Genomic DNA, 21,710 nt, shown 5'->3' with positions numbered 1-21,710 from the left:
GTGGCTGATTGATACAGACCCCGGACCTGCGGGGCACGGTTCCGGGCCACTACCATCCGGAGGGTGACAGCGGGAAGCGACTCGGTGCTCGAACTGCTGCCGATGGTGTTCGCCGCCCCCAACGAGGCTCTGGCGCAGGCGAGAGAGGTGCTCGCCGCCGATCCCTCACCGCTGCACGCCTCCATCGCCCACCAGGTGATCGGCATCTGGCAGCGGGACTTCGGCGACACCCGGCTCGCCCTCACCCATCTGCGGCGCGCCCGCGACCTGGCGGCCCGCGCGGACTCGGCGGACCGGGAGGCGGATGTGCTGGCCACGCTCGGCGTGGCGCTGGTGCACACGGGCCGCACCCGGCAGGGCCTGGCGGCGTTCGAACGCGGTGTGGCGCGCGGTACGGGACACACCCGGGCGCGGGTGCTGTACCGGCGGGCGTACGCCTGGTGGGTGCTCGGCCACCACCGGGAGGCGCTGGAGGACGTGCGCCGGGCGGTGCCGGTACTGCGGCAGGCGGACGACGTGATCTGGACGGCGCGGGCGCTGACGCTGCGCGCCACCGTGCACCTCGCGCTCGGGGCGGTGGAGCGGGCGGAGGCGGACTTCGCCGCGGCGGAGGCGCTGTGGGAGACCACCGGCCAGGAGCACGACAAGGCCGACGCCGTGGAGAGCCGGGGCCTGGCCGCGTTCCGCTCCGGGGACATCCCGGCGGCGCTGAGGCTGCTCGACGAGGCCGAGGAGCGGTACGCCAAGCTCGGCACGCCGACGTTCATGCTGAACATCCGGCGCTGCGAGGTGCTGATGGCGGCGGGGCTCGCGCCGGAGGCGCTGGCCGAGGCGGACGCGGCGATCAGGGCGCTGGACGGCATCGGCGGGCAGTCGACCCGCAAGGCGGAACTGCTGCTGGCCGCCGCCCGGGCGGCCCGGCTGGCGGGCGATCCAAAGACCGCGACCGAGCGCGCGGCGCTGGCCGTGCGGCTGTTCGCCGGACAGCGGCGCACCTGGTGGGAGACGCATGCCCGGCTGGTACTGCTGGAGGCGCGGTACGCGGCCGGGCGCGGCTCGGGGCGGCTGGTGGCGGACGCGGCCGCGGTGGCGGAGCGGCTGGCCTCCTTCGGGGCTCCGGCCGCGCCGGAGGCGTCGCTGCTCGCGGGCCGGACGGCACTGTCGCTGGGGCGGCGGGCGGACGCGGAACGGCACCTGGCCGCCGCCGCCCGCGGCCGGCGCAGCGGGCCGCCGCCGGCGCGGGTGACGGGCTGGGTGGCGCAGGCGCTGCGGGCGCGGGCGGCCGGCTCGACGCGGGGCGTGCTGGAGGCATGCCGGCGCGGCCTGGACGTACTCGACGACCACCGGATGACGCTGGGGGCGCCGGAGCTGCGGGCCCGTGCCACCGAGCAGGGCGCGGAGCTGGCGGCGCTGGCACAGCGGGCGAGCCTGGCCCGCGGGGGTCCGCGGCGGCTGCTGGTGTGGAGCGAGCGCTGGCGGGCGACCGCGCTGTCCGCGCCGCCCACCCGGCCTCCGGCCGACCCGGTGCTGCTGAGCGGGCTGACCGCGTACCGGGAGATCGCGGCGCGCGCGGAGGAGGCGCGCCGGGAGGGCCGGCCCGTGCCCGCCCTGGAGCGGGAGCAGCGGCGCCTGGAGCGCGAGGTGCGCTCCCGGACGCTGCACATGCGCGGCGAGGCGCCCGGCGACGGGCACCGGTTCGACGTGGGCAGGCTGCTGCGGCGGCTCGGTGACGAGGTGCGGCTGGTGGAGCTGGCCGTGGTCGACGGTCGGGTCCATGTGCTGCTGTGCGGGCAGGGGCGGGTGCGGCGGTTCGAGGCGGGGCTGCTGGCCGAGGCGGAGCGGGAGGCCGAGCATGTGCAGGCCGGGCTGCGGCGGCTCGCCCATCCCGGGGCCGGGGCCCGGCTGCCGCTGGTGGAGGCGGCGGGCCGCCGTTTGCAGGAGCTGCTGCTCGGCCCGGTGGCGGACCGGCTGGGGCCGGGGCCGGTCGTGGTGGTCCCGCCCGGACGGCTGCACCGGGTGCCGTGGGCGCTGCTGCCCGCGCTGCGGGAGCGGGTGGTCAGCGTGTCGCCGTCGGCGAGCAGCTGGCTGCGCGCCCGGGAGACCGCGCCGCCGTCCGGTGGCCGGCACGTCCTGGTGCGCGGGCCGGGCCTGGTGAGCGGGGGCGCGGAGGTGCCCGAACTGGCCGCCCGGTACGGCCGCCCGACCGTGCTGGAGGGCGATGCGGCGCGGGTGCCGCGGGTGCTGCGGGAACTGGACGGTGCCGCGCTGGCGCACATCGCCGCGCACGGCACCTTCCGCGCGGACAGCCCGCTGTTCTCGTCGCTGCGGATGGCCGACGGCCCGCTCATCGTGCACGACTTCGAACACCTCGCCCGCAGTCCGTACCGGATCATCCTGTCCTGCTGCGACACCGCGCGCTTCGCCTCGGTGGGCGCGGACGAACTGCTCGGGCTGGTCACCGCGTTGCTGCCGCTCGGCACGGCCGGGGTGGTGGCGTGCAGCGTGCCCGTCAACGACGCCGCGGTGGTGCCGCTGATGGTCGCCCTCCACAAAGGGCTCGCCGCCGGGCTCTCCCTGGCTCAGGCCCTGCGTGACGCGCGGGCGGCGCTGCCGGGCGACGCGGTGCACCAGGCGACGGGCTGGGCGTTCTCTGCGTTCGGTGCGGCGTGAGCGCCGGGCTCCCGTCGGGCGGTCTGTCCACGACCGTGCCGGCAGGGCAAGATCGGTTTCATGGTGTGGTCCCCTCCGGTCCGGTTCTGGTTGCTTCCCAATGCCGTCCTGCTGGTCGTCCTGGCCGTGTGGGGCGCGGTCCGCTACCCGCGGCTGCCGGCGCGGATACCGCAGCACATCGGCCCCGGCGGCGTGGACGCCTGGACGGACCGGTCGATCGGCAGCGCGTTCGTGCTCGTCTTCGTGTACGCGGGGATCACGGTGCTGTTGGCGGGGTGCGCGGAGCTGACGCTGCGGACGACGCCCCGTGACGAACTGCCGGACGGTGAGGGGGTGTCGTCCGCGTCCGCCCGGGCGTCCGTGTCCCTGCTGAACCGGCCCGGCAGCCGTGCCTCGGCGCGCCGGGCCGCGCGGGCCCTGCTGCTGTTCGACACGTGCGTCGGCGTGTCGTTCCTGGCCGCCTGCGGCGTTCTGTGGCGCTCCGCGCCCGAACCGGACGTGCCCGCCTGGCTGTTCGCCGCGATGGGCCTGCCGCTCCTCGCCGGGACCGCGCTGACGATCGTGGCCGCCGTGCGCGACCGGAAGCTCTGAGGCGGGCCGCGAGAGGCGGCGGTGAAGGCCCGGGTCCCGGCCGGGCGGCACGGTGGCGCGAGGGTCCGCGGAGCCTCCCGGGCGGTTCACGGGGCCGGGCGTCGGGGCGCCCCGGCCGGGGCGGCCTCGGGCTCCCGCCGGCCGGCGGCCTGGCGGGACAGCAGGCGCAGCGCGTCGGCGGAGGCGCTGTCGTTGGGCGTGTAGACCTCGAGGCGGTGGCCGGGGCTGTCGGGCTGGAGCCACACCTGGTAGTCGACGTCGACCCCGCCGACGGTGGGGTGGCGCAGGCGCATCCTGCCGACGGTGCAGTCGGCGACGTCGCCTTGTGCCCACAGGGTGGCGAAGTCGCCGCTGTGGATGGCGAGTTCGCCGATGAGTTCGACCAGCGCCGCGTCCGTGGGATACCGGCCCGCGGTGAGCCTCAGGTAGGCGACGTGGACGCGGGCGAGTTCGGCCCAGTTGCGGTACAGGTCGCGGGAGAGGGGGTCGAGGAAGAACATCCGGGGCACGGACGGCCGTGCCGACGGGTCCCGGGGCGCGTCGAAGTCGACGTGCTCCGCGACGAGGGCGTGTCCGGCGCGGTTCCAGGCCAGCACATCGCCGCGCCGCCCGAGCACGACGGCCGGTGTGGTCTCGCCGAGGGACGCCAGGAGCGCCAGCACCCGCGGATGCGGTTCTTCGGGGCGGGGGCGGACCGGACGGGGCGCGGCGGGCCGGCGGGCGAGGTTGTGCAGGTGCGCGGTCTCGACGGCGTCGAGGCCGAGGACGCGGGCGAGCGCGTCGAGGACCTGCCGGGAGGCCGTACCGGCCTGCCCCTGTTCCAGCCGGGTGTAGTAACCGGCGCTCACCCCGGCGAGCTGGGCGAGCTCCTCGCGGCGCAGACCCGGTACGCGGCGGGCGGTGCCGTAGGTGCGCAGTCCGACGTCGGCGGGCGTGACCCGGTCGCGGCGGGTCTTGAGAAAGGCCCCGAGACTCTCCAGCTCCATGTCCGCGAGGGTAGGCGGAACGGCCCGTTCGTGGGTGCCCCTGTCAGGTGTACCCACGGCGGGTGGCTGGTGGCCGGCCGGGCGGGCGCCGCACCGTCGTGGGCATGAACCGACAGCGCGTTTCCCTCTCTCCCGAACTGCGGGCCTGGCTCGGCCTGCTGGTGGTCCTGGGGCCGGTCCTGCTGGTGGCGATGGACGGTTCGGTCCTGTTCCTGGCGATGCCCGCGGTGACCGACGCCCTGGAGCCGACCGCCGGTCAGGCGTTGTGGATCCTGGACGGTTACGGGTTCGCGGTCGGGTCCCTGCTGATCGCGTTCGGCGGCATCGGCGACCGGTACGGCAGGCTCAGGCTGATGATGACCGGCGCGGCGGTGTTCGGCGCCGGCTCGGCGGGGGCGGCGCTGGCCTCCGGGCCGGAGCTGCTGATCGCGTTCCGGGCGCTGATGGGCGTGGCGGGGGCGACCCTGCTGCCGTCGGCGCTCGCGGTGCTGAGCGAGCTGTTCACCGATCCGCGCCGGCGGGCCAAAGCGATCGGGATCTTCGCCGCCGCCTTCGCCGCCGGGTTCGCGATCGGCCCGGTCGTGGGCGGGCAGTTGCTGAGCCGTTTCTGGTGGGGGTCGGTCTTCCTGGTCAACCTTCCCGTAGTCCTGCTGTTCCTGCTGCTCGCCCCGGTCCTGCTCCGCGAGGTACGCGCCCCGCGCACGGGCCGTATCGACGTCCTGAGCGTGGTGCTGTCCGTCTCGGGCATGCTGCCGGCCGTCTACGCGGTCAAGCACACCGCGGCGGAGGGGTTCACGGGGGCCTCGGCGGCCGCCGGCGCCGCCGGTGTGGCGGTGCTGGGCTGGTTCGCCCGGCGGCAACTGCGCCTGGAGCACCCGCTGATCGACCTCCGTCTCTTCCGTGACCGGGTGTTCACGATCGCGGTCGTCACCGGGCTGCTGCCCCTGGCCGCGTGGTCGGCGACGGCCTATCTGACCGGCGTCTACCTCCAGTCCGTCCACGGCCTGCCCGTCCTGCGGGCGGCCCTCCTCGCGCTCCCCGGCGCCACCGTCCTCACCGTCACCTGCGTCGTCACCCCGGCGCTGGTCGCCCGGATCGGCACCCGGGCGGCGCTCATCACCTGCCATGTCCTGGTCGCCGCCGGGGTGTTCCTGCTGGCGCTCACCACGGTCTCCGGCGGGATCGGCTGGTACGTGGCCTCCACCGTCGTCGCCGCCCTGGGGTACGGCATCTCCTTCAGCGTCGTCGCGGACACCGCCGTCGCCGCGGTTCCCGCCGAACGCGCCGGTTCCGCGGCGGCGATCGCCGAGACCGGCAACGAGATCGGCAACGCCCTCGGCATCGCCCTCCTCGGTTCGCTGGCCGCGCTGCTGTTCAGGCTCCAAGGACCGGGCCTGGCCGGCACCCTCGACGAGACGCTGCGCCTCCCGGGCCTGGCACCCGAGGTGATCGGCGACGCGAAGTCCGCCTTCGTCACCGGCCTGCACGCCGTCGCCCTCGCCGCCGGCGTCCTGCACTGCGCGCTGGCCGTCGCGACCGTGCGCTGGATACCGCGGAGACTGTCCGGCGCGGACGGCACCGGCGCGGCACCCGTCGCCCGGGTCGGCGACGCGGGCGGCCTGCGCTGACCCCGGCCGCGTCTCCGGCCCGGGCACGAGCGGCCGCTCGTACCGGGGAACATGGTCACAGGGGCCGTTCGGCACGCTCCGAACGGCCCCTGAGCGGCGGCTCCCGCCCCGCGTCCCTCAGCCCCGCCGCCTGTTCCGCCGGTTCCGACCGGACGGACGTCAGGCCGTGGCCCGTCGTGCGTACACCTCGATCTCGATCTTCATACGGGGGTCGGCGAGCCCGCACACCAGCATGGTGGCGGCGGGCCGGACGTCGCCGAAGGCGCGGCGCAGAACGGGCCAGCAGGGCTCGAAGTCCTCGCGCTCGGGCAGCAGATACCGCACCCGCACCACGTCGGTGAAGGTGCACTTCGCCTCGGCCAGCGCGGCCTCGATGTTGCGCAGGCACTGTGCGGCCTGTTCCACCACGTCGTCCGAGATCGTCATGGTGGCGTAGTCGAATCCGGTCGTCCCGGACACGTGCACCCAGTCGCCGTCGACCACGGCGCGGGCATAGCCGATCTGCTCCTCAAAGGTCGAGCCGCTGAGGATCGCGCGTCGCTCTGTCATGCGCCGAACGCTAAGTGACCAGCCCGGATACGTCTAATACAGCCACCGGCATGATCCGATATCCCTGCTGATATCTCTGGGCGCATGGAGCGCCCCGAACTTCCCCTCGCCCAGCTGCACGCCTTCGCCGTACTCGCCGAGGAACTCCACTTCGGTCACGCGGCCGCCCGCCTGGGCATCGCCCAGCCCCCGTTGAGCCAGCAGATCAGGCGCCTGGAGGAGAAGGTCGGACACGCGCTGTTCAGCCGCGGACCGGGACGCGTCACGCTCACCCCGGCAGGCCGGGAGCTGCTGCCCGCCGCCCGGCAGGTCCTCACCGGCCTCGCCGACGGTCTCGCGGCGGCCCGCGCCGTCGGCAGCGGCGAGGCGGGCCACCTGCGCATCGGCTTCGCCGCCTCCCTCGCCCTGACGGTCCTGCCCGGCCTGCTGCGCGCCTTCCGGGACCGGTACCCCCAGGTGCGGCTGGGCATCCACGAGATGACCACCGCTCCGCAGCTCGCCGCCCTGCACGACGGCACCATCGACATCGGGCTGCTGCGTGAACCGCCCGCCGACGCCCCGCGACTCGCGTTCGCGACGGTGCTGCGGGAGCCTTTCGTGGCCGTCCTGCCGTCCGCGCACCCGCTCGCGGCCCGGCGAACCGTACCGCTCACGGGGCTGGCGGACTCGCCCTTCGTGCTCCTGCCCCGCGAGGTCGGCCCCCGGTTGCACGACCAGATCACCGGTCTGTGCGCCACGGCCGGCTTCACGCCCCGCGTGGTCCAGCGCGCCGTGGAGTGGCAGACCGTCTGCGCGTTGGTGGAAGCCGGCCTGGGGGTCTCCCTGGCGCCCGCGAGCATCCGGCGCATCCGCCTGCGAGGGGTGGCCTTCCGCGGGATCGAGCCCGGCACGGCCCGCACCCGGGTCGCCGTCGCCTGGCGCAGGAACGACCGGAGTCCGCTGGTGGCCAACCTGCTGGCCATGGTCACCCACGAACCGCCGGACGGGCCGTAGACCCCTCACGCGGACGTTGCCGGGCTCTCTCGGGGCCGGCACCGCGCGCCCCGGCCGCGTTGTCGTCGGCCGCCCTGGCCCCGCCGGGCCGTTCGAGGCCCGGGCGCGCGCCGCTGCGGGAAGTGCCCGGCCGCGCGCCGGCTACTCCCGAGCCCTGTCTACCGCGGGCCCGTCTCCCCGAGCCGGTACAGCTCCGGCACGCAGGCCTTGATCGGCTCCCGCGCGGTCCGGGCCATCACGACGACCGCGGGCTCGTCCGGGCCGGGGTTCTCCTCCCGCCGCCGGGCCGAGCCGGGTCAGCCGGGATGCGGAAGGGCCGTGGCGGGTGCCGGGGTTCGGGCAGGCTGTCGGAGTGCGCAGGCCGGATCGCGAGCCTGCCGGACCACACCCCTGCGGCCGCTGCGCCCTGTCGCGCCCGGGGGCGTTGGCTCCGCTGGGTGGGTGCTTCTCGATGCCCGTGGCGCACTGTGTAGGTTCTGCGCATGATCGCTGAAGACGCCGTGGAGCTCTTGTTCGTCGACGTGTGCCGGACACTGGCCCGCGCGGGGTTCGACATCGCCTCGGTGAACGCCGGCGAAGGGACCGGACTGAGGGTCCACCGGGAGCCGGACGCGGTGATAGTGAGGTGGGTGCCCGGGCAGGAGCTGGACCCCGCCGGGCGGCAGAACGCGGAGTACGAGGGGATTCGCGGCGCCTTGCGTCAGGCGCTGTGGGAGATCCTCACGCAGGCGGGCTACGCGGTGCGGACCGACCGCCTCAGTGGCGAGGTACGGGTGATGCCGGCCTGAGCCGGCGGCGGGGCGGACGGGCTCCCCCGTCACCCGCGGCGGCCCGCACCCGGGCGCGGTGTGGCTCTGTCCCGGCAGCGGGCCGGCCGGTCGCCGAGCCGGCCACAGCGGCGGGAGCCGTACGGGACCCCGCCCGTCGGCACCGAACTCCCGGGCGCCCGGCGGCCCGTGCCCCGGCGGACGCCGTGCCGCCGCGCACACGGGATCGCCGGCACGCGCGGCCGTGCGTGCCGGCCCCGCGGACGGCTGCTCCACCCGCTCAGAGGGGAACGCGGCGGGCTCTGCCGCGCTGGGGCCGCTGGGGGGAAGCGGTCCCGGCTGCGAGCGGGCCGGCGTCACCTGGCGCCGGCGAGGTCGACCTCGATGCTCTTTCGGGTGCCCCAGCGGTTGACGCGGTGGCAGGTGGCCATCGCGTACAGGTACAGGGGGCGCAGGAACAGCGCGCGCCACAGGGCGGCGAGCGGCGCGGCGGCGAACAGCAGCAGGGTCTGCCGGGTGCTCATGTCGGTGCGCCCGACGGTGAACAGCCGCAGGGCCATCAGGTAGCTCATGATCACGGCGATGAGCACCCCGAGCAGGGCGACGGTATCCAGATGCCCGCGGTATACCGGGTGGGCGATCAGCACCGCGGGGATGGCGAGGGTGAGGGCGATGTGCAGGTACTCGGCGACGGTGGTCCAGAACACGATGCCGGTGAGAGGCATGTAGCGCAGCCACCACAGGTGGCGGACGGTGGTGCCGCGCATCCAGCGCATCTGCTGGCGCAGGTAGTGCGTCCAGCGCTGCGGGGCCAGGGTGAAGACCAGTGAGGAGGGCTGGTGCACGGTGTCGCCGGCGAGCAGCGCGTAGAACGTCAGCATCGAGTCGTCGTTCATCTGCATGGGCCGGCCGCGGAACTGCTCGTTCTCATAGGCGCCCGCCGCCCGCCGCACGAGCTCGGCCCGGTAGAAGGCGAGCGTGCCGGAGTTGATGGTGACCCTCCTGAGCACGGACTGGGCGCTGCGCAGTCCGCGGGTGAAGGGCAGATAGAGCAGACAGATCAGCCGGGTGAGGGCGTTGACGTCGTGGTTGAGGACGATGACCTGCCCGGCGACGGACTGCACCTTGGGGTCGGCGAACGGCTTGAGCCCTTCGGCGATGGCGTCCACGTCGAGGACGGAGTCGCTGTCGAGCGTGACGAAGATGTCGGCGTCGTCGTGGGCGAGGACGTGCATCTGTGCGTGGCGTTTGCCGCGGTTGGCGGTGCGGTCCCAGGTCACCTCGATCCCGCGGGCCGCCGCTTGCCGGTGGAGTTCGGCTCGGACGTCGTCGTACGTCAGGGGGATGCCGTCGGGGTGCGCCGATCCGTCGTCCACCACCCGCACCCGGGTGACGGGCCGTGACTGGGCCAGCGCCGAATGCAGACAGGCCCGGAGTGCGGCCGGGTCCTCGTTGTAGACGGGGATCTGCACGGTGACGGTGAGAGCGTCCAGGGCGGCCGTGTCCTCGGGCTCCGCCGGGGTGCGGGCGCGTTCGAGCCAGGCGAGCGGCACCCACCACAGCAGCAGGAACGACACCAGCCACGGCACCGACATGAACCGGTCGCCGTCCCCGTCCAGCGCCCCGACGACGGACACCGCGTGCGCGATACCCCAGGCGGCGAACCCGGTCAGCGGCACCACCCCGAGCAGACACAGGACCCACGACGGGGCGTGCCACGCGTGGGGCGGCGCGGCGACGCCGGGCCAACCGGCCGGCGGCGGCGCGGCCTGGGCGACCCGCCCACCGTCCGCTCGCAGGACAGGCGTACCCGCGACGGGATCCGTGTCCGGCCCGGCCGTCTCCGTGCGGTGAGCCGTCCCGCCGCCCCTCCGCTCCGTCACCGGGAGACCGGCCCTCGGCCGCGCCGGAACGTCAGGCGCACCAGCGCGACGCCGGTCACGACCAGCACCGCGCACACCACTGCGAGCCACGCCTGCCCGGCAGCGAGTCCGGTGGCCGCCAGCGCCCCGCCCGGACCTGTGATCGAGCTGTACGGCATAACGTCAATCCTCTCGGAGCAGATCTTTCGCCCTAAGAGGATAAACAGGATAAAAGGTAATATCCCGAAGCATCTCACCGGTGAGTCCCCACAGGGCGCTCCGGGCCCCGACCCGGGGGTGCCGTCCCGGGCGCTCGGCCGTCGACGCACCGGGCCGGGCGGCGCCCCGAAGCGGCAGCGGTCGACGGGAGCTACGGGACGACGGACCGGGCCGCCCCGCCCGGATCACCGAGTCGGCCGACCGCCGGGGACCGGCCGGACGAGTCCCGGGCCAGTGGTCCCCCTCTCCTGAGCGGTGATCAGGGCCTGGTACCAGTGGTAGCTGTCCTTCGGGATGCGCCGCTGGGTGGCATAGTCCACGTACACGAGACCGAACCGCTTGCCGTAGCCGTAGGCCCATTCGAAGTTGTCGAGGAGTGACCACACGTAGTAGCCGCGTACGTCGACGCCGTCGGCGATCGCGGCCGCGACGGCCCTGAGGTGGCCGTCCAGGTAGGAGATCCTGTCGGTGTCGTGGACGGCTCCGTCGGGCGCCGGCACGTCGTTCTCGGCGGAGCCGTTCTCCGTGATGTGGATCGGCGGCAGCGCGGCTCCGTAGCGTTCGCGCAGGCCGACGAGCAGGTCGCGCAAGGTGTGCGGGACGACGGGCCAGCCCATGGCCGTGCGCCTGGTCCGCGGGATCCCGACCCCTTCGAAGCGGTTGTCGTCCGCCGCGCGTGAGAGCGGGTCCTCGTCCCGGTACGGCGCGGCCCGGACGACCGAGGGGGTGTAGTAGTTGATGCCGAGGAAGTCCAGCGGCGCGGCGATGACGCCGAGGTCCCCGTCACGACGGAAGGACTGATGTCGGATCAGCTCCCCCCAGGTGTCGTCCTCGCCGTCCGCGTAGCGCCCTGTGAGCAGCGGCTCGGTCCACATCAGGTTGCGCTGGGTCTCGGCACGCAGCGCCGCGGCCACGTCCCCGGGGCCGCTCGTGGCGGGGGTGACGTGGTCGGGGTTGAGCGTGATCCCGACCTCGCGGGCGCCCGCCTCCCGCAGCACCGGCACGGACAGGCCGTGGCCGAGGAGAAGGTGATGCGCGGCGGCGAGCGCCGGAGTCCCCTCGCGGGCACCCGGAGCATGGTGACCGCTCGCGTACCCCAGGAAGGCGCTGCACCACGGCTCGTTGAGCGTGATCCACCGGGGCACCCGGTCCGCCAGGGCTTCGGCGACCGACCGCGCGTAGTCGGCGAACCGATGGGCCGTGTCACGGTTGCGCCAGCCGCCCTCGTCCTCGAGCGCCTGGGGCAGGTCCCAGTGGTAGAGCGTCGCGGCGGGCTCGATGCCCGCGTCCAGCAGGCCGTCGACCAGGCGCTCGTAGAAATCGAGTCCCGCCGCGTTGAACGGGCCCGAGCCGGTGGGCTGTACCCGTGGCCAGCTGACGGAGAACCGGTAGGACCGCACACCCAGCTCCTTCAGCAAGGCGATGTCCTCCCGGTACCGGTGGTAGTGGTCGCACGCCACGTCACCGGTGTCGCCCCCGAGAACCGCCCGGGGACGCCGTACGAACGTGTCCCAGATCGAGGGGCCACGGCCGTCCTCGCGGGTCGCTCCTTCGATCTGGAAGGCGGCGGTGGCCGCGCCGAAGACGAAATCGGGCGGGAAGGAAGGAAAGTCACTCACGAGATGTCCGTGTCCTGTCGCTGACGGTACAGCTAGGATCTTCAGCAACTAAACCGGTTCTGTACAGGTAGAGCGTCTCACCGCCTACGAATTTACTAAACCCGTACTCAACTGCGCGACGCGGCTAGACAACGTTGTCAGCAGTGTGCAGAGTGGCCGTCCACGGGTGGCTGAATCCCGCAGTGCGCAAGGAAGGACTGACCGCGATGGTCGTATACGGAGCGCTCGACATCGGTGGCACGAAGATCGCCGGAGCACTCGTGGATCCGCAGGGGCGCCTGCTCCTACGGGCGGAACGTCCCACCCCCGCCCGCGAGCCGGCCGAGACACTGATGGGCGCCGTGACCGGCGTGCTGGACGAACTCTCCGGCCACCCCGCCTGGCGGGATCTGTCGCGCCTCGGCATCGCGAGCGCGGGTCCGGTGGACCGGGCCGCCGGAACCGTGAGCCCGGTCAACATCCCGGGCTGGCGCGGATTTCCGCTGGTCGAGCGGGTCCGTTCCCATCCGCTGCTGCCCGCGCGCACGGACCCCGTGCTGGTCGGAGACGCCGTCGCGATGACGGCGGCCGAGCACTGGCGGGGAGCCGCTCGCGGTGTGGACAGCGCGCTGTGCATGGTGGTCTCCACGGGCATCGGCGGCGGGCTGATCCTCGGCGGGCGGCTGCACGCCGGTCGCACCGGGAACGCGGGGCACATCGGGCACATCTCCGTCGACCTCGACGGGTCCGCTTGCCCGTGCGGCGCCCGGGGCTGTGTGGAAGGGCTCGCGAGCGGGACCGCGATCGCCGCACACGCCCTGGCGGCCGGCTGGACACCGCCCGCGGGCGTCGCCCCGACCGCGCAGGGCGTCGCCGCCGCGGCCCGCCTGGGCGACCCCGTCGCCCGGGCCGCCTACGAGCGGGCCGCCCAGGCCCTGGCGGCCGCGATCGCCGCGACGACCGCCCTGGTCGAACTCGACCTCGTCGTGATCGGCGGAGGTGTGGCCCAGGCCGGTGACACGTTGTTCGCTCCCCTGCGCCGGTACATGTCCGACTACGCGGCCCTCGACTTCACGCGCGACGTACCGATCGTGCCGGCCGAACTGGCTCTGGACGCCGGGCTCATCGGCGCCGCAGCCGTCGCCGCCGGCTCCGTCGGGGGCTCGGCGGGGACCGCGGGCGCTCCCGCCCCGGCCCCGGGGGGACCTGCGGGGGCGGCCGGTGCCCGGGTGTCCGGCGGCGGCGCGGTGCCCGGTCCCAGGACGTCCCTTCCTCCGCGAGGCGGTACCGCCCTCGGGTGACGGACCGGCCGCGCCCGTGCCGCGACCTCGCGGCACGCACGCCTCTTACCCGTTCCGGCCGTACGGCTGTCCGGCGTACGGCCGGCACCCGCCCAGCTCACCGCCCGCACGGACACCGCGCGGCGGTCGGCAGTCTGAAAGGAAACCGCGTGGACCGCCTCATCAACACCGTCCGTCCCTACCCCTGGGGCTCGGCCACCGCGCTGCCCGCGCTCATGGGCACCGCCCCGGACGGCTCTCCGCAGGCCGAGTTGTGGATGGGCGCGCATCCCGGCGCGCCCTCCCGGGTGGAACGCGGCGGACGTATGCGAGGACTGGACCGGATCATCGAGGAAGACCCGCGGGGCGAGTTGGGCGACGCGGTCGTGCGTCGCTTCGGGCAGCGGCTGCCCTTTCTCGTCAAGCTGCTGGCGGCGGATGCCCCGCTGTCGCTGCAAGTGCACCCCGACCGGGCCCGGGCAGCCGCCGGATACGAGCTGGAGAACGCCCGGGGCATCCCGCTCGACGCACCGCACCGCACCTACCGGGACCCGCAGCACAAGCCGGAGATGATCGTCGCCCTCACCCCGTTCGAGGGCCTCTGCGGATTCCGGCCGCCGCGGGAGAGTGCCGGTCTGCTGGACGGCCTGGAGCTGGACTGGTCCGCCCCGTACGCCCGAAAGCTCCGCTCGGCCCCGGAGGAACCGGCGCTGCGGGAGGTCTTCTCCGCGTTCCTCTCCCTCTCCCCGGGCCGGCTGGCCGACGTCGGCGGCGCACTGGCGTCCGCCGCCCGGCGGCCGGGCCCGCTGCGGGAGGAGTTCGCGGTGTACGACCGGCTCGCCCGGGCGTACCCGGGCGACCCCGGTGTGCCGGCCGCCCTGCTGGTCAGGCACGTCCGGCTCACGCCCGGCGAGGCCCTGTTCCTCGGGGCGGGGGTACCCCACGCCTATCTCCGGGGGCTGGGCGTGGAGATCATGGCGGCCTCGGACAACGTCCTGCGCTGCGGCCTGACGAACAAGCACGTGGACGTCCCCGAACTGTTGCGCGTCGTCCGCTTCACCGCGCTCCCGACGCCGGTGGTGCACCCGGTGCGCGAAGGGGACGGCGAAGAGGTGTACCCGGCGCCCGTCGACGACTTCCGGCTGTCACGTCTCGTGTGTGACGCGGGGGACCGGCCCCGCGTCCTGCCCGGGTCCCGGCCGCAGATCCTGGTGTGCACGGAGGGCACGATCCGCCTCACCGGCTCCGGCGGCGAGGTCGTGCTCGCGGCGGGTGGGTCCGCCTACGTCCCGGCGCGGGAGGAGGTCACCGTCTCCGGTGCGGGAACGGTGTTCCGGGCCACCACCGCACCGCAAGGCACGTTCCGGGCCGCCACCGCACCGGAGGACCGGCAACTGAACCCCAACTAAACTTAACCGGTTTCGCGCAGACTGTTGTACGCGTGGGCGACTCGTTCTAGCCTCTCTGCCAGCCGCCGAACGAAGGACCCTTTTCCGCCATCTCTTCGATGCGACAACGCCAAGGGGGGATTTCGTCGGCGGCTCAGCGTCCCGCTGCCCGGCGTGAGCCGCTTTCCGAAACCCGGGCAGCGGGATATCCAACCGGCTCGAGTCTTTCCCTTTCCGATCCGCCGGCGCCTGGCCGGAACGGAGCGGACGAGCCGGGAACGAGAACCCCACCATGATCGGCAGGGCTCGCGCGGCCCGGGTCCGCCCGGCCCCCGGCCGCACGAGCCACCACCTTGGGAGCAGCATGAGGAAGAAACTGGCCACCGCGGCGGGAGCGTTGCTGGCCATGGCCGCCGCGGTCCTCGCCGCACCCGCCCCCGCGCAGGCGGCGACGCCGGCCCCACCGGGCTTCCGCGTCGCCGACGGCCGGCTCGTGGACGCGAGCGGCGAGGACTTCGTCCTGCGGGGCGTCAACCACGCCCACGCCTGGTACCCCACCAGGACGCCGCAGGCCCTGAGGGACATCAAGGCGCTGGGCGCCAACTCCGTGCGCGTGGTGCTCGCCACGGGTGACCGCTGGACCAGGAACGACACCGCCGACGTCGCGGCCGTCGTATCGCAGTGCAGGCAGAACCGGCTCGTCTGCGTCCTGGAGGCGCACGACACCACCGGCTACGGCGAGCAGGCCGGAGCCGTCACGCTCGCCCGCGCCGTCGACTACTGGATCAGCGTCGCGGACGCGGTGAAGGGCCAGGAGAAGTACGTCATCCTGAACATCGGGAACGAGCCGTACGGCAACGGCGATTCCGGAGCCACGCCGTGGACCGCCGGCACCAAGGACGCGATCGGCCGCATGCGGGCGGCCGGATTCGAGCACACGCTCATGGCCGACGCCCCCAACTGGGGCCAGGACTGGTCTTTCACGATGCGTGACCACGCCGCGGAGGTATTCGCCGCGGACCCCGCGAAGAACACGGTGTTCTCCATCCACATGTACGGCGTGTTCAACACCGCCGACAAGGTCAAGGATTACCTTAACCGGTTCACTTCCCAGCGCCTTCCCATCGTCGTCGGGGAATTCGGCGACCTGCACTCGGACGGCGATCCGGACGAGGCCGCCATCATGTCCACCGCGCAGCGGCTCGGGGTGGGGTACCTCGGCTGGTCGTGGAGCGGGAACGGCGAGGGTGTCGAGTACCTGGACATGGCCACCGGTTTCGACGCCGCGCGCCTCACCGCCTGGGGGCAGCGCGTCTTCTCCGGCCCCGACGGCATCCGGCAGACGGCCAGAGAAGCCGCCGTCTTCGGCGACGGCGGTGCGGCCACCGGAAGCTGCGCGGTCAGTTACCGCATCAGTGACTGGGGCAACTGGTTCAACGCGGACGTCACCATCCGCAACACCGGCACGACCGCCGTCAAGGGCTGGCAGCTCGCGTTCGCCTTCCCCGGCGGGCAGCGGCTCAACCAGGTATGGAACGCCAAGGCCGTCCAGCAGGGCAGCGAGGTCCGGGCCGCCCACGAGTCCTGGACGCAGACCATCCCGGCCGGCGGCACGGTGAGCTTCGGCTTCAACGGTTCGTCCGAGGGGAGCAACGGCGTCCCGGCCGCTTTCGCCCTCAACGGCGGCACCTGCGCCAAGACCTGACATCCGCCTGCCTCCCGGCAGGCCAGAGGGCCGCGTCCGCGCCGGACGCGGCCCTTCCCCCGTCACGGGGAGTGCGCGCCCGGTGCCGGGGCGGTGGAACCGCGCGGGGTCAGCGACGGCGTCGGCACCTGATGGCCGGCGGTGTGCGCGCCGCCGATCACGTCGAAGAGCACGCGCGCGACCTCGGCGCCGAAGTGGTGCACGTCGTGGCTCATGGCCGACAGCGTCGGATGGGTGATCCGGCACAGCTGTGAGTCGTCCCAGGCCAGCAGCGACAGATCGTCGGGGACCGTGCAGCCCATCTCGGCCGCCACCCCCGCGCCCGCGACCGCCATGATGTCGTTGTCGTAGACGATCGCGGTGGGCCGGTCGGCGGCGAGCAGCAGCGAGCGCGTGGCGCGGGCCCCCTCCTTCTCGTCGAACCCGGTGGCGATCTGCCGGGCCTCCTCCAGGCCGAGCTCACGGGTCGTGGCCGTGAACGCGCGCGCCCGGATGGCGCTGTGCCCCAGGTCGGCCGGGCCGCCGACCCGGGCGATCCGGCGGTGGCCGAGCGCCGCCAGGTACCGGACGGCCTCGGCGACCGCGGACGCGTCGTCCGTCCACACCGCCGGGAACGGGCCCGTGAGGGAGGGGTGGCCCACGGCGACCGCGGGCAGGCCGAGCCCGCGCAGGGCGGGCACCCGGGGATCGTCCTCGCGGAAGTCCACCAGGATCGCCCCGGCTATCATCCGGCCGCGCCACCACTCCTTGTACACGTCGATCTCTTCGTCCAGGTCGCGCACCAGCCGCAGCAGCAGCGAACAGGACCGCTCCGCGAGGACGCTCTCGATGCCCGAGACGAAGTCCATGTAGAACGGCTCCAGGCCGAGCAGCCGGGCGGGCCGGCACAGGGCCAGCCCGATGATGTCGACCCGCTGACTGGACAGGCTGCGCGCGGTCGCGCTGGGGGCCCAGCCCAGCTCCCGGGCCGCCGCGAAGATCCGCTCACGGGTGGCCTGGGAGACCCCGGGCTTGTGGTTGAAGGCGAGCGACACCGCCCCCTTGGACACCCCGGCCCGGGCCGCGACGTCCTTGATGGTGACGCGGTCGGTGGAGGCGCTCACACCGGGTCCACGCAGAACAGGGCGGCCCTGGCGTCGTCGGCGGTGACGGTGCCGCAGCCGCGCACGCGGATACGGGTCCGCTCGCCGGGCAGGAGGGTCTGCCGGCCGCGGTCGCACACCGCGGCCGGGCCCAGCCGGTCGGCCTGGAGCAGCAGGTCTCTGACGAGGGTATGGGCGCTCACCACGACGTCGACTCTATCCCTCTGCCCGGGCACGGGCTCCACCGTGACGTCGAAGCGCGGCCGGGGGTGGGCGAAGTCCTTGTCAGGGACGGGGAAGTGCAGGGCGCGCAGCCCTCCCCCGCTCTCCGCCTCGCCGGGGCTGGGAGACTCCGGCGCATCGGCGACCAGGAACTCCTTCGCGGACCGCGCGGCCGGTACGAGCTCCTCGGGCAGGGCGAGACGGGTGACGGCGCGCGGGTCGACGGCGAGGTCGAGGGCGGTCTCCCGCAGCACGGTGCCGTCCGCCTGGACCCGGCGCAGGGTCACCGTCGTCCGCCAGGCCGCGGCGGACTGGTTGACGGCGGCGAGCACCAGTCCGCCGGCGTCGGGACGCAGGGTCAGCAGCCGGTCCGCGTAGACCCGGCGCAGCTCGTGGTAGAGGGGCTTGAGGCGGCCGTCGCCGTCGATGGCGGCCCAGGAGGTGACCGGCCAGCAGTCGTTGAGCTGCCAGACGACGGTGCCCGCGCACACCGGCCAGTGCGAGCGCCAGTGCTCGATGCCCTCGGCCACGGCCCGGGCCTGCACGAGCTGGGTCAGATAGTGCCAGCGGTCGAAGTCGTCCTCGGGCACGGTGAAGTGCCGCTCCACTCCTCGCCGCAGCTTGCCGTTGCCGTCCTCGGCCTTCTGGTGGTGCAGCATGCCGGGGGAGTCGGGGGCGAGTTCCTCGCCGGGCAGCGCGCGGCGCAGCGTGGTCAGCGCGGGCGGCGCCTGCCAGCCGAACTCCGCGACGAAGCGGGGCACGTCGGCGCGGTACTCGGCGTAGTCCTGCCGGTTCCACACCTCCCACGAGTGGTGGGTGCCGTGCGCCGGGTCGTTGGGGTGGTGGTCCCAGGAGCCCGACCAGGGGCTGCCCGCGGTGTAGGGGCGGGTGGGGTCGAGCTCGGCGACGATACGGGGCAGCAGGCCGAGGTAGTAGCCCTCGCCCCAGGAGTCGCCGGCGAGTTCCGGCTCCCAGTCCCAGTCCCGGAAGCCCCAGAGGTTTTCGTTGTTGCCGTTCCACAGCACGAGCGAGGGATGCGGCATCAGGCGGACAACGTTGTCACGCGCTTCGGCCTCCACCTCCCCGCGCAGTGGCTGTTCCTCCGGGTAGGCGGAGCAGGCGAAGAGGAAGTCCTGCCAGACCATCAGCCCGAGTTCGTCGCAGGCGTCGTAGAAGGCGTCGTCCTCGTAGATGCCGCCGCCCCACACGCGCACCAGGTCGACGTTGGCCTCGGCGGCCTGGGTGAGCCGCGCGCGGTAGCGCTCCGGGGTGATGCGGGAGGGGAAGGCGTCGTCGGGGATCCAGTTGACGCCGCGGGCGAAGACGCGGGTGCCGTTGACCACGAGGGTGAAGCCGGTGCCGTGCTCGTCGGCCGAGCGGTCCACCTCGACGGTGCGGAAGCCGATCCGGCGGTGCCAGGTGTCGAGGGGGCCGTCCTCGTCGCCGAGCGTCACTTCCAGGTCGTACAGGGGCTGGTCGCCGTAACCGCGCGGCCACCACAGGCGCGCGTCGGGCACCTCCAGGCGCAGCACCGCCTCGTCGCCGGCGAGCCGGGCCTCGGCGCGGACTCCGGCCAGGCGGGCCTCGGCGCTCAGGGGGCGTCCCCGCCCCTGGGCGGTGCGTTCGATCTCCAGCCGTACCTCCACCCGGCCGGTGCCCTCGTCCACGGTGACCAGCGGGCGGACACGGGCGATGCGGGCGATGGACCAGTGCTCCAGCCGCACCGGCCGCCAGATGCCGGCGGTCACCAGGGTCGGCCCCCAGTCCCAGCCGAAGTTGCAGGCCATCTTGCGGATGTACTGCGACGGCTCCGGGTAGACGTTGGGCCGGTCCCCCGTGAGGGCACGGACGGCCGCGGCCTCGTCGTAGGCGGAGGCGAAGCGGACCTCCAGCCGCCCGGTCCGGCCGGTGACGTCGAACCGGTAGCCGCGGTGCATGTTCCGGGTCATGCCGACGGGGCGGCCCCCCAGGGTGATGTACGCGGCCGTGTCCAGGCCGTCGAAGACCAGATCGGTGCGCTCGTGCGCGCTGTCGTGGCCGAGGTCGCGGACGTAGGTCCAGGCGCGGCGCCCCACCCAGGCGACGTCGGTCTCGTTACGGCCCAGGAACGGGTCCGGGATGACCCCGGCGGCCAGCAGATCGGTGTGGACGCAGCCGGGCACCGCGGCCGGCAGCAGGTCCTCCCCATGGCGCAGGCTCCAGCCCTCGGTGAGCTGGGTGACGTCCTTCATGGTGCGGCTCCAATCGCCTGACTCAGGCAGGTGGACGGACAACGGCGGACAACCTAACCTGCCGCCCAGCCCATGTCTATAAACCGGTCTAGTCAATGTCTCTCCTCCGCGCCCTCCGGTCTCCGCACGTGGGGACCGGCACTCTCCATCCCTCCAATAACGATTAGGCATCGTGCTCGAAACCTGAGCTTTACCGGTTAACCCATGACTGACATAGTGCCGTCATCCCACCCGCAGAACAGAGCCGCCATCCTGAAGGAGCTGCGCACATGGGGAAGAAGAAGACGCTCACGGGAGCGCTTCTGGCCGCCGCGATCATGACCGTCGCGGGATGCAGTGGCCAGGGTACGGCGACCGGTGAGACGGCGAAGGCACCCGCCGACCCGGCCGACGCCTCGGGCACCATCAAGGTGCTGACCCACCGCACCGACCTTGTCCAGAACGGGACGATGGACGAGTACGCCGCCGAGTTCAACAAGGTCTACCCCAAGGTGAAGGTGAAGTTCGAGGCCCTCACCGACTACGAGGGGGAGGTCAAGATCCGGATGAACACCGACGACTACGGTGACGTCCTGATGATCCCGGCCGCCGTCGCCAAGAACGACTACCCCAAGTTCTTCGCCCCGCTGGGCAGCGCCGCGGAGCTGGGCGGCGAGTACCGCTTCAGCGACAAGGCCGAGGTCGCGGGCAAGGTCTACGGCATCAGCACCTTCGGCACCGCCAACGGCTTCGTCTACAACAGGGCGGTCTGGAAGAGGGCCGGCATCACCGAGTGGCCCACGACGCCGGAGGAGTTCCTCGGGGACCTGCGGGCGATCGAGGACAAGACGGACGCCCTGCCGTACTACACCAACTTCAAGGACGCCTGGCCGCTGACCGCGTGGAGCAACAGCATCGGCTCGGTCACCTGCGACGCCAAGGCCAACGACAAGCTCGCCGGTCCGGTGTCCCCGTGGAAGCGGGGCGGCGAGCTGAACACGATCGACTCGGTGCTCTACGACATCGTCAAGGGCGGCCTGTCCGAGAAGGACCCCACCACCACCAACTGGGAGGCGTCCAAGGGGATGATCGCCAAGGGCGAGGTCGCCACCATGCAGCTGGGCTCCTGGGCCATCAGCCAGATGCGCGAGGCGGCCCGGCAGAGCGGCGCCGACCCCGACGACATCGGTTTCATGCCCTTCCCCGTGCAGAAGGACGGCACGTACTGCGCCGTCCTCGCCTCCGACTACCAGCAGGCGGTCAACATCCACTCCGAGCACAAGACGGCCGCACGGGCCTGGATCGACTGGTTCACGGAGAAGTCCGGCTTCTCGGCGAAGGAGGGGGCCGTGCCCGCGCTGAAGTCCGCTCCCATGCCCAGCACCCTCGAGGACTTCGTTGACAACGATGTCACCTTCGTGGAGCGCTCCGAGGCGCAGACCGGCCAGGTGAACGCGATCGACAACGCCGCGGAGATCGGCCTGAACAAGCCCGACTACCGCCAGCAGCTGGTCGACCTCGCGCGGGGCGCGCGCAAGGGCAGCCTGGAGGACTTCTTCGCGGACCTCGACAAGAGGTGGAACGAGGCGGCCGCGACGGCCGGCTCCTGATCCCGGCCGGCTCCCCTTCCACCAGCCGTCACCGGCCCCGCCCGGCCCAGCGGACGGGGCCGACCGCCCGTCGCAGATCAGCGGACGATGAAAGGCCCGACATGACCCAGACGACCCACGCGGCACCCGGGAAGGTGCCGCGCGCCGAAGCCCCGCCTCCCCGGACGACGCGCCGCTCCGCGCCCCCGCGCGGTGGTCTGCTGCGCCGCCTCACCCCGTGGCTGTTCCTCGCCGTCCCCCTGGTCCTGCTCGTCACGTTCACCTACGTGCCGGTGGCGAACATGGTCTACTACAGCTTCACCGACTGGGACGGCGTCAGCCCGGACCGGAACTTCACCGGGATCGACAAC

16 protein-coding genes and 1 pseudogene are annotated in these 21,710 nt (G+C 73.4%); 10 read left to right on the top strand and 7 right to left on the bottom strand.

What is annotated here, in order from left to right; translation table 11 throughout:
• Positions 1 to 63: 63 nt before the first annotated feature.
• Positions 64 to 2,670, top strand: a complete 2,607-nt coding sequence (locus AB0L74_RS21675) for a CHAT domain-containing protein (protein ID WP_365654631.1) — start codon at positions 64 to 66, stop codon at positions 2,668 to 2,670.
• A gap of 60 nt (positions 2,671 to 2,730) precedes the next feature.
• Positions 2,731 to 3,261 carry a DUF1648 domain-containing protein gene (locus AB0L74_RS21670; protein WP_365654628.1) on the top strand — a complete coding sequence of 177 codons (531 nt, stop codon included), beginning with the start codon at positions 2,731 to 2,733 and terminating at the stop codon, positions 3,259 to 3,261.
• A gap of 86 nt (positions 3,262 to 3,347) precedes the next feature.
• Here AB0L74_RS21670 and AB0L74_RS21665 read toward each other — a convergent pair whose 3' ends face one another.
• The gene (locus tag AB0L74_RS21665) at positions 3,348 to 4,247 is read right to left on the bottom strand and encodes a helix-turn-helix transcriptional regulator (RefSeq protein WP_365654625.1); all 900 of its coding nucleotides are present in this window, start codon (positions 4,245 to 4,247) and stop codon (positions 3,348 to 3,350) included.
• Between the two features lie 104 nt (positions 4,248 to 4,351).
• Here AB0L74_RS21665 and AB0L74_RS21660 point away from each other — a divergent pair, with 104 nt between their 5' ends.
• Positions 4,352 to 5,875 (top strand): MFS transporter, encoded by a 1,524-nt coding sequence (locus AB0L74_RS21660; RefSeq protein ID WP_365654622.1) that lies wholly within the window; start codon positions 4,352 to 4,354, stop codon positions 5,873 to 5,875.
• A 159-nt stretch (positions 5,876 to 6,034) separates the two neighbouring features.
• Here AB0L74_RS21660 and AB0L74_RS21655 read toward each other — a convergent pair whose 3' ends face one another.
• Positions 6,035 to 6,424: a RidA family protein gene (locus tag AB0L74_RS21655; protein ID WP_365654619.1), complete on the bottom strand. Its 390-nt coding sequence runs from the start codon at positions 6,422 to 6,424 to the stop codon at positions 6,035 to 6,037.
• An 84-nt stretch (positions 6,425 to 6,508) separates the two neighbouring features.
• On the opposite strand from AB0L74_RS21655, the gene AB0L74_RS21650 reads away from it, so the two are divergent.
• Both AB0L74_RS21650 and AB0L74_RS21645 read left to right on the top strand, forming a co-directional pair.
• Positions 6,509 to 7,417, top strand: coding sequence for a LysR family transcriptional regulator (locus AB0L74_RS21650; RefSeq protein ID WP_365654616.1), 909 nt, complete (start codon positions 6,509 to 6,511; stop codon positions 7,415 to 7,417).
• 482 nt (positions 7,418 to 7,899) lie between these two features.
• Positions 7,900 to 8,205, top strand: a complete 306-nt coding sequence (locus AB0L74_RS21645; protein ID WP_365654613.1) for a hypothetical protein — start codon at positions 7,900 to 7,902, stop codon at positions 8,203 to 8,205.
• A gap of 335 nt (positions 8,206 to 8,540) precedes the next feature.
• On the opposite strand, the gene AB0L74_RS21640 is transcribed toward AB0L74_RS21645, so the two are convergent.
• The 3 genes from AB0L74_RS21640 to AB0L74_RS21630 all read right to left on the bottom strand — a co-directional run bounded on the left by AB0L74_RS21640 (position 8,541) and on the right by AB0L74_RS21630 (position 11,884).
• Positions 8,541 to 9,863 carry a glycosyltransferase family 2 protein gene (locus AB0L74_RS21640; RefSeq protein ID WP_365654611.1) on the bottom strand — a complete coding sequence of 441 codons (1,323 nt, stop codon included), beginning with the start codon at positions 9,861 to 9,863 and terminating at the stop codon, positions 8,541 to 8,543.
• 200 nt (positions 9,864 to 10,063) lie between these two features.
• Positions 10,064 to 10,225, bottom strand: coding sequence for a hypothetical protein (locus AB0L74_RS21635; RefSeq protein WP_365654608.1), 162 nt, complete (start codon positions 10,223 to 10,225; stop codon positions 10,064 to 10,066).
• 225 nt (positions 10,226 to 10,450) lie between these two features.
• Positions 10,451 to 11,884, bottom strand: coding sequence for a GH1 family beta-glucosidase (locus AB0L74_RS21630; RefSeq protein WP_365654605.1), 1,434 nt, complete (start codon positions 11,882 to 11,884; stop codon positions 10,451 to 10,453).
• Positions 11,885 to 12,090: 206 nt separating this feature from the next.
• Between AB0L74_RS21630 and AB0L74_RS21625 the strand changes: the two genes are divergently transcribed.
• From AB0L74_RS21625 to AB0L74_RS21615, 3 genes are all read left to right on the top strand, one after another.
• Complete coding sequence (locus AB0L74_RS21625) at positions 12,091 to 13,164, top strand: ROK family protein (protein ID WP_365654602.1); 1,074 nt, start codon at positions 12,091 to 12,093, stop codon at positions 13,162 to 13,164.
• Positions 13,165 to 13,313: 149 nt separating this feature from the next.
• The gene (gene manA, locus AB0L74_RS21620) at positions 13,314 to 14,552 is read left to right on the top strand and encodes a mannose-6-phosphate isomerase, class I (protein ID WP_365654600.1); all 1,239 of its coding nucleotides are present in this window, start codon (positions 13,314 to 13,316) and stop codon (positions 14,550 to 14,552) included.
• A gap of 343 nt (positions 14,553 to 14,895) precedes the next feature.
• The gene (locus AB0L74_RS21615) at positions 14,896 to 16,236 is read left to right on the top strand and encodes a cellulase family glycosylhydrolase (RefSeq protein ID WP_365654597.1); all 1,341 of its coding nucleotides are present in this window, start codon (positions 14,896 to 14,898) and stop codon (positions 16,234 to 16,236) included.
• 62 nt (positions 16,237 to 16,298) lie between these two features.
• Here the strand turns inward: AB0L74_RS21615 and AB0L74_RS21610 are convergent, their stop codons facing one another.
• Both AB0L74_RS21610 and AB0L74_RS21605 read right to left on the bottom strand, forming a co-directional pair.
• On the bottom strand, positions 16,299 to 17,339 hold the full coding sequence (locus AB0L74_RS21610; RefSeq protein ID WP_365654594.1) for a LacI family DNA-binding transcriptional regulator: 1,041 nt from the start codon (positions 17,337 to 17,339) through the stop codon (positions 16,299 to 16,301).
• Entirely contained in the window at positions 17,336 to 19,771 is a 2,436-nt protein-coding gene (locus tag AB0L74_RS21605; RefSeq protein ID WP_365654591.1) for a glycoside hydrolase family 2 protein, read from the bottom strand. Before AB0L74_RS21605 ends, AB0L74_RS21610 begins: the two co-directional genes overlap by 4 nt.
• Positions 19,772 to 20,040: 269 nt before the next feature.
• Here AB0L74_RS21605 and AB0L74_RS21600 point away from each other — a divergent pair, with 269 nt between their 5' ends.
• Together AB0L74_RS21600 and AB0L74_RS21595 are read left to right on the top strand one after the other, a co-directional pair.
• Positions 20,041 to 21,360 (top strand): ABC transporter substrate-binding protein, encoded by a 1,320-nt coding sequence (locus tag AB0L74_RS21600; protein WP_365654588.1) that lies wholly within the window; start codon positions 20,041 to 20,043, stop codon positions 21,358 to 21,360.
• A 101-nt stretch (positions 21,361 to 21,461) separates the two neighbouring features.
• Positions 21,462 to 21,710, top strand: a pseudogene (locus tag AB0L74_RS21595) (sugar ABC transporter permease); the annotation flags it as partial.

The sequence above is a fragment of the Streptomyces sp. NPDC052020 genome, from assembly GCF_040680575.1.
Taxonomy (GTDB): domain Bacteria; phylum Actinomycetota; class Actinomycetes; order Streptomycetales; family Streptomycetaceae; genus Streptomyces.
Note: the sequence above shows the minus strand (reverse complement) of the source record. Positions and strands in the feature narration are given on the sequence as shown.